This window comes from uncultured Agrobacterium sp., from assembly GCA_913777615.1.
In the GTDB taxonomy this organism is placed as follows: Bacteria; Pseudomonadota; Alphaproteobacteria; order Rhizobiales; family Rhizobiaceae; genus Agrobacterium.
In genome coordinates, this window is record CAJYTK010000021.1 from 146,886 (window position 1) to 160,255 (window position 13,370).

The following is a 13,370-nucleotide window of genomic DNA, read 5'->3' on the forward strand; positions in this document are numbered from 1 at the left end:
GGTTTACAAGCACAATTACCAACCGAAGTGCATTATCACCGGCGCTTCCAGGCAAACCGATCTGGGGATCGCTGTTTACGAGCAGCGACTAGTCGGATCGTCGCCACCTCAGCACTGGTTCATATTAAGGCGGCTGATCATATTGTTATAGTCCTGCAGCAGCGAGTTGGCATCCTCTTGCTCGCGCGATTGCATCATTTGGAACTGGGAGCGCTGCTGCTTGTCCTTTTCGTAGCTACCCTCTTCGGTCCTGTTGACGATCTGTCTGCCAGTGGAGAGATAAGCATTGGCTTTGGACATGATCGCCGAGCAGCCCTCGTTGTTTTGCTCTCGGATTTTATCGTCATAGCCTGTCGCCATTGCGTTGAACTGATCGAGAGACGTCTTGAACGCGTCGCGCTCGTCGCCCAGGCCGGATCCGCTCAGGAAGCCGGACGCGAATTTCATGCTCTCCTTGATCCTGTAGACCATGCCGATCCGGAAATAGGCCAACGTGTTTTTTTCCGCGTTATCGAACGCAGACTTGATACGTGCGCGATCTTTGGCTTCGATCGCGTTATCGTAATTTTCCTGGGCCATCGCCAGGGCTTCCATGGCGGAAGTGTAGGCTGGCTGGATCTCGCGCCCGTGCGCAGACTTGTCGCCAAGATAGGCTTTTGACCCGATGTAGTTTGCCATATCGCGGTCAAGAGGAATCGCGTTTTTTAGCGCGTCGCTATAGGCCTTCGCTGGCCCGTCGATGTCAGCCATGTCGGGCTTCATCGTTCGTGCCTTATCTAGATTGTCTTTGATCTGGCTCATTGTCGAGGAGGAAGGGAAGAGAAGATCGTCCTCCTTCTTCTTGCCGTCGAAGACTGGCTTAACAACGCTCTGATAGGTCGCCAGATCTTCTGCGTAAGGGCGGCGAACCGAGTTTGCGACCTCCACATATGCGTTATATTTTTGAATTTCTTCCTGGTCGCTAGCCGTTCGCACCCCTTGCGTATGGTCCGATTGGCTTGATGTGCTGTCATCGCAAGCTGAGAGAAGAATTAGGGCCGCCGCAAGGGACAGAGAGCGGATCAGGGATTTGCAAGCTCGATTTAATGTCATTTCAGTCCTCATTTCCATTCCGAGAAGATCTTCAGTTTCACTTCAGTGCGCAGAGCATCTGCCGTGTGACTTCAGTATCCACCCAGGTCAAAGCGCCTGCCGGGTATCGTGATGTGAAGGTGCAAAGACGGATCGCTTTCTGGACCGATCGATTTTTTTAGGCAAGCCTAATGAACGCTTATGGGTGCCAGATATCCGCTAATGGATTGTTTTGGCGTTATTTACGCGGCAGGGGCGATGGGGAATGTGATCCCCATGGCATGCTGTTCCAATGCGTGAGCGACGCGAAATTGCGACCGAGACAATAACGCCGTGTGCAAAGGAGGTGAATCGAAGGGAAGATGCATTGACGACTGGTGGGACCTGTTGCTGATGACGAAGATGTGATGTATCCGGTTCGGTCGAACGAGCCGGATTTCCGCGCTGCCAGGCCATTGCGCCTCTTACGACAACAAGGACGAGCCATATGACCCAGAATGCGATCGTATGGGGTATTGCGGGGCTGACAGCAGCTGGCGTGATTACCAGGCCATTCCGCTGGCCGGAGGCTATCTGGGCCGTTGTTGGCGCGGCTCTCCTCGTCGCCTTCCAACTGATCGCACCTGCGGATGCGTTAGCAGGTGTCGCCAAGGGGACTGATGTTTATCTGTTCCTGATCGGCATGATGCTTTTATCAGAGCTTGCGCGTCGCGAAGGTCTTTTTGATTGGGTTGCCGCCATTGCGACATCCTACGCCAAGGGTTCGCCGAAGCGCCTCTTTGTACTCGTTTATCTGGTGGGCCTCGTCGTCACGGTTTTTCTTTCGAACGATGCGACGGCTGTCGTCCTGACGCCTGCCGTCTATGCGGCATGCCGAGCAAGCCGGGTTCGCGATCCGATGCCCTACCTCTTGATCTGCGCCTTTATCGCGAATGCCGCGAGCTTTGTGTTGCCGATCTCCAATCCGGCTAATCTCGTGATCTTTGCTGGCGGTGAAATGCCACCTCTGTCGCGTTGGCTGGCGACGTTCCTGCTACCGTCAGTGGTTTCCATTGTCGTTACATTTATGTGCCTCTACTGGACGCAGCGGCGTGCTTTGTCGGAGGAAAGTCTTGCTGCTGCTGCAGAGCGACCGGTCCTCAGTCGAAGCGCAAGTCTCGCAGGATGGGGGATCGTGATCACCGCCATTGTCCTTATCGTTGCGTCTGCGCTCCATGCTGACCTCGGCGTCCCCACCTTCATTGCCGGAACGATCACGACTGCTCTCGTTCTGTTGCTGACCCGCCAAAGCCCGATCGAGACGATAAAAGGTATCAGCTGGAGTGTCCTGCCATTGGTGGCAGGTTTGTTCGTGATCGTCGAAGCGCTTGACCGGACGGGTGTTACGACCACTCTCGCCAATCAGTTGGTGTCTCTGTCCTCTGTTTCAGAAGGCTACGCAATCGGGGTGGCCGGGACATTCGTTGCCGTCATCTGTAATCTCGTCAACAATCTGCCTGCCGGATTGCTCGCAGGTAGCGTGGTTCAGGCGGCACATGTATCGGACAAGGTCGCTGGCGCTGTCCTGATCGGCGTTGATCTGGGTCCCAATCTGTCCGTCACAGGCTCTCTTGCGACAATCTTGTGGTTGTCGGCACTGCGGCGCGAAGGCCTTGATATTAGCAGCTGGAGATTTCTCAAGCTCGGCGCGGTTGTCATGTTTCCAGCGCTAGTCTTGTCGCTAGCGTCGCTGGTTCTGGTTTGATGGCCGTGAGTTCTCTTCCTTTGCTCGAGATGGTCACCATCTGGGAACCGCTCGTCACGCCCCTTGGCAGTTTGCGATCGGCGTATTCGAAAGTTAAATGATCTAGCGGCGAGCCCAACCGTGCAGCAAGAAGTCGGACTTGCACAGTTGCTGTTCACGTCTCTATGTCGTGGACAGCTGTTGAAACTGTAACGTGGGCATGAGCACGAGGTAGGAAAGCCAGTCTTAGAGCTTTGCCGCGTGCCAATATCGGCTCAGCTCACAAATGGTCGAAGCCTCTGGACTTTGACGGTCGCTCCTGACCCGAACAACTGCCCATCCAATAACCACCCGAATTGAGCCGTTCGCTCCCGCGGAGGTGATGGCGGTTGAGATCACGCCACACGCCCAATCGTGGCGGCTTCACGTATCGCCTTGATCATCATGGCGAGTGAGGTGGAAATTGCCGTATCCGTCCGCATTGTTAGCCCTACGGGCCCGCTCGTGTCGGAGGTGTCGAATGGCAAAACGGCAAGAGTGCCTGCTGCGACATCGCTGAACACCACCCCTTCCGAGATGATCCAGACAGCATCGCTCATGCGGACATAGGCACGGCCAAACGAGTCGGAGACGGTTTCGATCTGCGTTTGCGGCATTGCTATGCCCTGTGCGATCAGGAACTGCTCGACTATCGGTCTGATCACCGAATTGCGGGTGGGCATCAACATGGGATAGGTTGAAAGTTCGGTGAAGATATTGGCATTGCGCGATAGCAGTCGATGCCCGGGACGAACGACGAAAACCACCCGTTCCGAATAAAGATGCTCGAAGCTGAGACCGGTCATTTTTTCCGGAGCGGCAAGTCGTCCTACGACGAGGTCCAGATCGCTCTGGCGCAGTTGCTCCAGTAGGATCGCGTTTTCTCCGGTTACAATTTTGACGGGGGCCGGGGTTGCGTCTGCAAGAAAGTGCGTCATCGCCTCGGGCATGATGCGTGCCGATACCGTCGGCAAGGCGCCGATGCGGACAGGCGGGTCTGCCTGCGCCGCTTCCCGCGACACGGCATCGACCGCCTGGCGAAGGGCGGTCATCGTGGTAGCCGCATGGCGCAGGAAGATCTCGCCGAGACGCGTTGGGCGAATACCGCGACCTTCGCGTTCGAAGAGAGCGACACCCAGCACGTCCTCGAGTTCTCTCACCGTTTTGGTGACTGCTGGCTGGCTGATATGAAGCACATCGGCTGCCCTCACGACGCTCTTTTGCCGCGCCACCTCGATAAAGGCCTGCAGATGACGGAGTTTGATACGTGGATCGATAAGAGAAACCATAACCACCAAGTTATGTAAGGTGCTAAAAATCTCATTTTACTTAACCTGAGCTATCTTGCAATCTCCTACCTAAGAGGAGTGTGAGATGAATTTCCTTAATGTTGACGACACAGCAATCCACTACCGGACCGTGGGTATGGTGCCGGGAAAGCCGGTCATTGCCTTCGTCAATTCGCTCGGTACCGATTTCCGGATCTGGGATTCCGTCATGCACGAACTGGGCGACACGTATGCTTATGTGCTGCATGACAAACGTGGCCACGGGCTTTCTGGGGCTGGCGTTACGCCCTACACGATCGAGACTCATGCGCACGATCTCCTCGCTCTTCTCGATCATTTGAAGATTGAAAAAGTTATCGTCTGGGGACTTTCGGTGGGCGGGCTTATCGCGCAGTCGCTGGCAATAACGCGGCCTGAGCGCATCACCGCTTTGATCCTGTCTAACACTGCCCACAAGATCGGCACTGCCGAGATGTGGAATGCGCGTATCGATGCCATCAAAGCTGATGGGTTAGCGAGACTCGTCGATCCGGTGATGGAGCGCTGGTTTACCCCGGCCTTCCGGCGGAGCGACAATCCGCTTTACGCTGGCGCCCGAACGATGCTGGCCCGCCAGTCGGCGGAGGGCTATAGCGGCACCTGTGCGGCGATCCGCGATGCCGATTACACCGAGGCCGTGACGCACATTGCCGCGCCGACCCTCTGCGTTGCCGGCGATCAGGATGGCTCGACGTCGCCTGATCTGGTTCGGACGATGGCCGATCGTATTCCCGGCAGCCGGTTCGTCGAGATCGCCGATTGCGGGCACATCCCCTGCTTGGAGCAACCGAAGGCCTATGCGGCTGCGGTTGCGAACTTCCTGAGGCACCTTTCCTTCACCAATTCCGCAGCCTCGGTCGGCGATCGTTACAGCCAAGGCATGGTGACCCGTCGTGCCGTGTTAGGCGATGCGCATGTGGATCGCGCGAGCGCCTTGGCTACAACCTTCGACCAACCTTTCCAGAGATTGATCACAGAAAGTGCCTGGGGCACGGTCTGGTCGAGCGATCGGTGGACAAAGAGGGATCGCTCCAACGTGACCATCGCGCTTCTTGCCGCACTTGGGCAATATGAGGAGATGGCGATGCATGTGCGGGCGACCGCCAATACCGGTGCGAGCGAAGACGACATTCGCGAGGCGCTGATGCATGTGGCGATCTATGCTGGTGTGCCCGCTGCCAATCATGGTTTCAAGATCGCCAAGCAGGTGCTGGCCGATCGAAACGCATCCTCCGCGCAAAAGGAGCAGACGACGTGAGCAAACACCCTCCGGAAACCGGCCCCTTCTTTGCCCGTGATCGGGAGATGCAGCCGCAGGCCTATACGCCCTGGTACAAGACCTCGATTTTGCGCTCGCCGCAGCGTGCGCTGATATCGCTCGAGGGCACCAAGAGTGAAATCACCGGCCCGGTCTTTGGCCATGGGTTGCTGAACCCGCTCGATAACGATTTGATCCTGAACTACGCCAAGCCCGGCGAAATGCCCATCGGACCGCGCATCCTCGTGCATGGCAGGGTGCTGGACCAGCGGGGAGCCGGCGTTGCCGGCGCGCTTCTGGAATTCTGGCAGGCCAATGCCGGTGGGCGTTATCGCCACAAGAAGGAGAGCTATCTCGCCGCCGTCGATCCGAATTTCGGCGGTGTCGGTCGCACCATCACCGACGAGAATGGCTATTACTGGTTCAAGACCATTCAGCCCGGTCCCTACCCGTGGCCGAACGGTGTGAATGACTGGCGTCCGGCCCATATTCATTTCTCCGTCTTCGGTCATGGTTTTCAGCAGCGGTTGATTACCCAGATGTATTTCGAGGGCGATCCGCTCATCTGGCGTTGTCCGATCGTCAAGACGATCCCGGATGGGGATGCCATTCGCCGGTTGATCGCGCCACTCGATATGAATGCGACCATTCCCATGGATATGCGCGCCTACAAGTTCGACATCGTGTTGCGTGGGCGCCGCTCCACCTTCTTCGAGAACCGCCCGGAGGGGAACTGACATGGTGCAGCCGCTCGACTATCTGAAAGAAAGCGCCTCCCAGACGGCGGGTCCATACGTCCATATCGGTTGCACACCGAATTTCGTTGGCATCAACGGCGTCTTCGAGCGCGATCTCGGCTCGGGCAAACTCTATGACGATCAGGCCACCGGCACCCGCATCACCATTCGCGGCACTGTCTCCGACGGCGGCGGCTATGCACTGAAGGATGCGTTGGTCGAGATCTGGCAGGCCGATGCTCAAGGGCTCTATAACAGCCCGAGCGAGACAGTTGGCGCCGCCGACCCGCATTTTGCCGGTTGGGGCCGCTCACCAGGCGATATGGATACCGGTGAGTTCCTGTTCGAAACGATCAAGCCCGGCCGCGTTCCATACAAGGATGGACGCTTCATGGCGCCTCACATCACCTTCTGGATTGTCGCGCGCGGCATCAATATCGGTCTGCATACGAGAATGTATTTCCCCGAGGAGGGTGCAGCAAACGCAGCCGATCCGGTGCTCGCCCGCATCGAGCACAAGGACCGCGTTCCAACGCTGATCGCAAAGGCGGATGGTGAGAATGCCTATCGCTTCGACATTCGCCTGCAAGGCGATGGCGAAACCGTTTTCTTCGATATCTGACCGCCATGAGCCTCTCGCCCTTCGATCATCCTTTCCTCTCCGGCCTCTTCGGCGATGCCGAGATCGCTGCGCTGTTTTCCGCAGAGGTCGATATTGCTGCAATGATCCGCTTCGAGAGGGCGCTGGCACTGGCCGAGGCAGATTGCGGAATTCTCGCCGTCGATATTGCCCAAACGATCGACGCCGCGCTTGGCAGCTTCGTGCCAGACATGGCCGGGCTGGCTGAGGGCACTGCGCGTGATGGCGTGGTCGTTCCTGCGCTCATTCGCCAGATGCGCGGGGCGGTCGGTGGAGCGGCTGCGGAGAAAGTGCATTTCGGCGCGACCAGCCAAGATGTCATCGATACCAGCCTTATGGTGAGACTAAAGGCGGCGAACGACATCATCAAGGCTCGGTTGGGCGAGGTGATTGGCGATCTCGACGCACTTTTGAAGAGCGACGGTGATAAGCCGCTGATGGCGCATACGCGGATGCAGGCCGCAATCGAGATAAAGGCCGCCGACCGAATCGGCGCCTGGCGATCGCCGCTCGAACGCACCCAGTCCCGGCTCGCTCTTTTTGCCACCGATGGATTTACCGTGCAGTTCGGCGGCGCGGCGGGAACGCTCGAACGCTTTGGGAACGATGGGCCGGCCTTGCGGGCTGCACTTTCCGCCCGTCTTGGCCTTCACGACCGTGGGCAATGGCACAGCCAGCGTGATATGATCGCCGAGTTCGCGGGGCTCCTGTCGCTTGTCACCGGCAGCCTCGGCAAGATCGGGCAGGACATCGCCCTGCTCGCCCAAGCGGGCACCGAGATAAGTCTTGCTGGTGGGGGCGGGTCTTCGGCCATGCCGCACAAGCAGAATCCGGTTGCAGCGGAACTGCTGGTCACGCTGGCGCGCTTCAACGCAACGCAAGTTTCGGCGCTTCATCAGTCGCTGGTGCATGAGCAGGAGCGTTCGGGTGCCGCCTGGATGCTAGAGTGGATGACGCTGCCGCCCATGGTATTGGCGACCGCCTCCGCGCTACGGACTGCGCGCCGACTGCTAGGCGACATCAGACGCATCGGGCGAGAGCCTGGAGAGAACAAAGGCATCACAGCCGAGGAATAGCCTGCGATTGAGGGTGTTGGAGCATAATCGCTGCGTGCTGCTTCATGGTTCATGATGCATTGGAATCATTGAATAAATAGAAACAAAATCGCTCCGAAAATCAGTCGTGAAAGCTGCATTTTCATTCTCCTTGAGCGTTGACTTTAAAATGAACTAACTGGTACAAACATTCATGTGTCGGATCTGGAGAGGCTTGGGAGAGCTCTTCTTGAAACACTATCCGGCAGGAACAAGGGAGCGTTCAAAGCCCAAGTGCGGAGAACGGGAGACGACCGAACGGCGGGCTAATGCCTTAACCGGAAGGTTGCGGAGGAACCATGTCATACAGTCTCGATTTCTCGGCGGTCATCGATCGCCTTCCCGAGCTGCTCGTCGCGTGTCTCGCCACCATTGGGCTTGCGATTGCCGGCATGTCGCTGGCAACGATTATCGGGGTCTTGGGCGTTGTGGCGCGTCGGTCGCGTTTTAAGCTGTTGCGCGGCTTCGTCATCGGCTTCGTAGAGCTGATCCGCAACACGCCCTTCCTGGTCCAAATATTTTTTATCTTCTTTGCCCTGCCGCAGCTTGGTCTGCGCCTTAATCCGACAGTGACGGCCATCGTCGCGCTGGCGCTTAATGGTGGCGCCTATGCGATCGAAATCATTCGCGGGGGTGTGGATGCCGTCCCAAAGGGGCAGGTGGAAGCAGGGCTCGCGCTTGGCCTCGGTCGCGCGCAGATCTTCCGCCACATCATTCTGAAGCCTGCGTTGCGGGCGGTCTATCCCTCGCTTACCAGCCAGTTCATTATGCTGACGCTGACGACCTCCGTTTGTACGTCCATTGCAGCTTACGAGCTGACCTCCGTGGCGCAGAAGATCGAGGCCGATACCTTCCGCTCCTTCGAGGTCTATTTCTCCATCACGCTGCTCTACCTCGTGATTTCCTCGCTGATGATGGGCGTCTTTGGTCTCATCTCGCGCATCTCTTTCAGCTACCCGGTCAAGTGAGGAGACGATCATGGCAAGCATAGGCCCCAACGAACTGTTCTTCCTCATGCAAGGCCTGAAGTGGACCATCGCATTGACCTTGATCGGCTTTGCTGGTGGTGGTGTCTTTGGGCTTCTCGTGGCCTTGGCCCGCACCGCCGAAGCCCCGTCGATGCGTCGGGCAACCGCTGGTTATATCGCTGTCTTTCAGGGGACGCCGCTCCTGATGCAGCTCTTCGTGGTCTATTACGGCGTGGCTCTGCTTGGCTTCAATATCGATGCCTGGATTGCAGTCGCCATTGCTTTCACACTGCATGCAAGCGCGTTTCTCGGTGAAATCTGGCGCGGTGGCATACAGGCCGTTCCCAAGGGCCAAACGGAAGCAGCCCGCGCGCTTGGCCTGCATTACAGGTCTATCATGAAGGACGTGGTCCTGCCGCAGGCGTTGCGCATTTCGCTGCCGGCCACCATCGGTTTCCTGGTGCAGCTCATCAAGGGCACGTCGCTTGCTGCCATCGTCGGCTTTGTCGAATTGTCGCGCGCCGGCCAGATCGTCTCCAACCAGACATTCCGCCCGCTCACCGTCTTCGCCATCGTTGGCCTCATCTATTTCCTGATCTGCTGGCCGCTCTCTCTTTGGGGTGCTGGCGTCGAGAAACGCCTTCAGACCGCCGCTCGATAGAGCGTCGTGAAAGACCCGTCGATTTTCCGGTCGATGGTGGAGGAGATCTACTTTCGTGACCATGCATTCATCAGTTTACAAGGAGGAGAATATGATGAAATCCAGCATGACTTTCGGTCGCCGCAGCGTACTTGCGCTCATGGCCGCCGCTGCCGCTCTGCCCTTCATGGCTCCGGTCGATGCCGCGGCTGGCACGCTTGAGGAGGCCAAAGCCAAGGGCAAGGTTGTTATTGGCATTCAGGGCGACAACTCGCCTTGGGGCTTCGTCAATTCTAGCGGGGTCCAGGATGGCCTAGACGCGGATATTGGCAAAGCCTTCGCCAAAAGCCTCGGTCTTGAAGCCGAGTTCGTACCGCTCGCCGTTGCCAACCGTATTCCGGCGCTCATGACCGGTAAGGTCGACGTGTTGTTCGCAACGATGGGCATGACGCCGGAGCGCGCCAAGACGATCCAGTATTCGCAGCCCTATGCCGGCAACGTTCTGTCGGTCTATGGGCCCAAGGACAAGAAGATTGCCGGTTTTGACGATCTGAAGGGACTGAATGTCGGGGTACCGAAGTCGAGTGCCATGGACACCGCCATCACGGCGGGCGCAGGCGACAAGGCAAGCATTCTGCGCTTCGACGACGATGCCGCCAATATTCAGGCGATCGTCTCCGGTCAGGTCGAGGCCGTAGGCGGCAACCAGTTTTATGGTGATCGTCTGAACGCTGCAGCACCGGGCAAATACGAATCCAAGTTCGACCTGACGACCCTTTACAACGGCGCGGGCACCCGTCCCGGCGAGAAGGACTGGAACCAGGCCATCAACACTTTCCTCGAAAAGATCAAGACCGATGGCGAGTTGCAGGCGATCTATACCAAGTGGATGAAGCGCGAGGTTCCGAAGTTCCCGGAATCCATGCCTGACGTCCCCTTCACCGTGAAGTAAGGGAGGTTTCCATGCCGCAATCCGCCGTCCAGGCTCCGCTGATTGCCCTTGAGGGCGTCGGAAAGTGGTATGGAGCCTACCATGCCCTAAGGGATATCAATCTGACGGTTCGCAAAGGCGAGAAGATCGTCCTTTGCGGCCCGTCCGGCTCCGGGAAATCGACACTGATCCGCTGCATCAACCATCTGGAGGAAATCCAGGAGGGAAAGATCACCGTCGAAGGCACCACGCTGACCTATTCTGCCCGTGCCATCGATGCCGTGCGTCGGGAGGTCGGTATGGTGTTTCAAAGCTTCAACCTCTTCCCGCACAAGACCATCATGGAAAACTGCACGCTTGCGCCCATGCGGGTGAAGGGGCTCTCCAAAGGGCATGCTGAAGAAACCGCACGCAAATATCTTGCTCGCGTGCGCATTCTCGATCAGGCCGACAAGTATCCCGCCCAGCTCTCCGGCGGCCAGCAGCAGCGTGCGGCAATCGCGCGCGCACTCTGCATGAAGCCGAAGGCGATGCTCTTCGACGAGCCAACCTCGGCGCTCGACCCGGAAATGGTCAAGGAAGTGCTGGATACGATGATCGGCCTTGCCCGCGACGGGATGACGATGATCTGCGTGACCCATGAAATGGGCTTTGCCCGCCAGGTGGCCGATCGCGTGGTCTTTATGGCGTCGGGCGAGATCATCGAGGAGGGGCCGCCGGAGGACTTCTTCCGCGATCCAAAACATCAGCGCACGCGCATCTTCCTCGGTGAAATCTTAGCGCATCACTGAAGCAAGCGGCGGGATGGCCCGCCGCGCCTTTCACGCCGCATAAACGGTCCAGATCCATGACAGAACGAACCGCCTATCAGGTCGGCCTTATCGGCGCCGATATCCAGCTTTCGAAATCGCCGGCGCTCCATATGCGCGAGGGCCGTGCGCACGGCCTCGACTATACTTACGAACTCGTGGACATCAATGTTCGCGATGTGACAGAGACCGCGCTGCCCGACCTTCTGGCGGAACTGGAAGCCCGCGGCTTTGCCGGGACCAACATCACTCATCCCTTCAAACAGGCGGTGATTGCCCATCTGGACGAGCTTTCCGAGGATGCCCGCATGCTGGGCGCCGTCAACACCGTCGTCTTCAAAGATGGCAAGCGCATCGGTCACAATACCGACTGGTACGGTTTTTATGAAAGCTTCCAGCGCGGTCTGCCGAATGCCCGGCGCGACCGGGCGCTGCTGATCGGTGCAGGTGGCGCCGGCGTTGCGGTCGCCCATGCCGCATTGAAACTCGGCATCGGCAGGCTAGATATCTTCGACCAAGACGTCGACCGTTCGGCGCGGCTTGCGCACGACCTCAACATCCGCTTTGGCGAGGGCCGGGCGATGCCAGCTAAAACGCCAGCAGCCGTGCTCGGCAATGCCGATGGCCTTATTCACGCGACGCCTGTTGGTATGCCGGCCCATCCCGGCATTCCGGTCGATCCTGGTCTGATTATGCCGCGCCACTGGGTTGCGGATATCGTCTATATGCCGCTCATCACCAGGCTGATCGAGACCGCTGCAGGGAAGGGCTGTCAGACCCTGCCGGGCGGTGGCATGGCGATTTTCCAGGCTGTCGGTGCATTCCGGCTGTTCTGCGGGCGTGAGCCGGATGCGGAGCGGATGAGCGCCCATTTTGCCGAAATGTTTAAAGCGGAGGCGGCTGCATGAGCCTGTTTTTCGTTCTCAACGGACCGAACCTTAATCTGCTCGGGCAGCGTCAGCCGGAAATTTACGGCCGCGAGACGCTTGCCGATGTCGATGCGGCGTGTCGCGCCGTAGCGACGGCCTCAGGTCATGAGCTCTTCTTCGCCCAAAGCAATCGGGAATACGAGTTGATCGACTGGATCCACGAGGCACGCGGCAAAGCTGCCGGCATCGTCATCAATCCTGGCGCTTTCAGTCACACGTCGATTGCCATCCTCGATGCGCTGAACGCCTATGAGGCGCCGGTGATCGAGGTCCATATTTCCAACATCCACAAGCGGGAGGTGTTTCGCCACCACTCCTATGTATCGATGCGCGCCGATGGTGTCATCGCGGGTCTCGGTATCGACGGCTACTGCGTGGCGCTTCGCCATCTCATCGCTCGTCAGACCCTATAGCGTCGATATGTTGTGGCCTCACCACGTAGCGCAGGACCATTTCAGCCACGTGGCGCGCCAGCGTTTGCTGCGCTTGCGGTGTGAAAAGGTCTTCGCCGAAGATGGAGGAGAAGGTCGGAGCGTTGGAGACGTTGAAGAAGGACAGCGCACTGATCTGCCAGTGGAGCTCCAGTGCCTCTATCCCTTCACGGAAAACACCGCTCTCCTGACCGCGCTTCAGCACCGCCTCCAGCGCGGCAATGGCGGGACGGTTGAGGCTTCGGATGGTCTTCGACATCTGCACATGCCGGCCGTGATGGATGTTTTCGATCATGACCATGCGGATGAAGGCCGGATTGCGGCGGTGATGCTCGAAGGTGTAGCGACAGAGTGCGTCGAGCGCGGCCATCGGGTCGAGATGATCCAGTGCCAGATTGCTCTCGCCGCCGCGCACCTTGCTGTAGGCCTCTTCCAGAACGTGCTGGTACAGGCCTTCCTTGTCGCCAAAATAATAATAGATCATGCGTTTGGACGTTTTCGTCCGTGCTGCGATCTCGTCTATCCGCGCCCCGGAAAGACCGTTCTGGGAAAACTCTTCCATCGCGACCGCCAGTATGTCGCGCCGCACGCCCTCCGGATCGCGCTTTGCCGGACGCGCCTTCTTGCCCTCAGTGGTCGTCGCGGTGCTCGTCATGTTTCCCCCGGATGCTTTGCATCCGCGTTTTTCCACGTTCCATATTAACCAACTCGTACATAAACACGAAAGGTAAGGCAATATGGCCCAGTACCAGACAGACAAGCAAAGCGTAAT

The 13,370-nt window shown here is 58.2% G+C and carries 14 protein-coding genes and 1 pseudogene; 12 read left to right on the top strand and 3 right to left on the bottom strand.

Annotated elements, in window-relative coordinates; translation table 11 throughout:
- Positions 1–108: 108 nt before the first annotated feature.
- Positions 109–1,092 carry a YiiG family protein gene (locus tag QZ862_RS19045; RefSeq protein WP_296101376.1) on the bottom strand — a complete coding sequence of 328 codons (984 nt, stop codon included), beginning with the start codon at positions 1,090–1,092 and terminating at the stop codon, positions 109–111.
- Between the two features lie 466 nt (positions 1,093–1,558).
- On the opposite strand from QZ862_RS19045, the gene QZ862_RS19050 reads away from it, so the two are divergent.
- Positions 1,559–2,815: an arsenic transporter gene (locus QZ862_RS19050; protein WP_296101377.1), complete on the top strand. Its 1,257-nt coding sequence runs from the start codon at positions 1,559–1,561 to the stop codon at positions 2,813–2,815.
- Positions 2,816–3,189: 374 nt separating this feature from the next.
- Here the strand turns inward: QZ862_RS19050 and pcaQ are convergent, their stop codons facing one another.
- Entirely contained in the window at positions 3,190–4,122 is a 933-nt protein-coding gene (gene pcaQ / locus QZ862_RS19055; RefSeq protein ID WP_296101378.1) for a pca operon transcription factor PcaQ, read from the bottom strand.
- Positions 4,123–4,207: 85 nt separating this feature from the next.
- Here pcaQ and pcaD point away from each other — a divergent pair.
- From pcaD to aroQ, 11 genes and pseudogenes are all read left to right on the top strand, one after another.
- Positions 4,208–4,993, top strand: a pseudogene (gene pcaD / locus QZ862_RS21365) (3-oxoadipate enol-lactonase); the annotation flags it as partial.
- A complete protein-coding gene (gene pcaC, locus QZ862_RS21370) occupies positions 4,982–5,419 on the top strand; it encodes a 4-carboxymuconolactone decarboxylase (RefSeq protein WP_363315952.1) in 438 nt (145 codons plus the stop codon). The pseudogene pcaD and the gene pcaC, both read left to right, overlap by 12 nt.
- A 47-nt stretch (positions 5,420–5,466) precedes the next feature.
- Complete coding sequence (gene pcaH / locus QZ862_RS19065) at positions 5,467–6,156, top strand: protocatechuate 3,4-dioxygenase subunit beta (protein ID WP_296076533.1); 690 nt, start codon at positions 5,467–5,469, stop codon at positions 6,154–6,156.
- Position 6,157: 1 nt separating this feature from the next.
- On the top strand, positions 6,158–6,778 hold the full coding sequence (pcaG, locus tag QZ862_RS19070; RefSeq protein ID WP_296038605.1) for a protocatechuate 3,4-dioxygenase subunit alpha: 621 nt from the start codon (positions 6,158–6,160) through the stop codon (positions 6,776–6,778).
- A 5-nt stretch (positions 6,779–6,783) separates the two neighbouring features.
- Positions 6,784–7,872 (top strand): 3-carboxy-cis,cis-muconate cycloisomerase, encoded by a 1,089-nt coding sequence (locus QZ862_RS19075; protein ID WP_296101381.1) that lies wholly within the window; start codon positions 6,784–6,786, stop codon positions 7,870–7,872.
- Positions 7,873–8,189: 317 nt separating this feature from the next.
- Positions 8,190–8,858: an amino acid ABC transporter permease gene (locus QZ862_RS19080; RefSeq protein ID WP_113180454.1), complete on the top strand. Its 669-nt coding sequence runs from the start codon at positions 8,190–8,192 to the stop codon at positions 8,856–8,858.
- A 10-nt stretch (positions 8,859–8,868) separates the two neighbouring features.
- On the top strand, positions 8,869–9,519 hold the full coding sequence (locus QZ862_RS19085) for an amino acid ABC transporter permease (RefSeq protein ID WP_296101382.1): 651 nt from the start codon (positions 8,869–8,871) through the stop codon (positions 9,517–9,519).
- 91 nt (positions 9,520–9,610) lie between these two features.
- Positions 9,611–10,450 (top strand): transporter substrate-binding domain-containing protein, encoded by an 840-nt coding sequence (locus tag QZ862_RS19090; protein WP_296101383.1) that lies wholly within the window; start codon positions 9,611–9,613, stop codon positions 10,448–10,450.
- A gap of 11 nt (positions 10,451–10,461) precedes the next feature.
- Positions 10,462–11,220, top strand: a complete 759-nt coding sequence (locus tag QZ862_RS19095; RefSeq protein ID WP_296101385.1) for an amino acid ABC transporter ATP-binding protein — start codon at positions 10,462–10,464, stop codon at positions 11,218–11,220.
- Between the two features lie 56 nt (positions 11,221–11,276).
- Positions 11,277–12,146, top strand: coding sequence for a shikimate dehydrogenase (locus QZ862_RS19100; RefSeq protein WP_296038614.1), 870 nt, complete (start codon positions 11,277–11,279; stop codon positions 12,144–12,146).
- Positions 12,143–12,580, top strand: coding sequence for a type II 3-dehydroquinate dehydratase (gene aroQ / locus QZ862_RS19105; protein WP_296038615.1), 438 nt, complete (start codon positions 12,143–12,145; stop codon positions 12,578–12,580). The genes QZ862_RS19100 and aroQ overlap by 4 nt, the downstream gene beginning before the upstream one ends.
- Here the strand turns inward: aroQ and QZ862_RS19110 are convergent.
- A complete protein-coding gene (locus tag QZ862_RS19110; protein WP_296038617.1) occupies positions 12,558–13,253 on the bottom strand; it encodes a TetR family transcriptional regulator in 696 nt (231 codons plus the stop codon). The genes aroQ and QZ862_RS19110 overlap by 23 nt on opposite strands.
- Between the last annotated feature and the right edge of the window lie 117 nt (positions 13,254–13,370).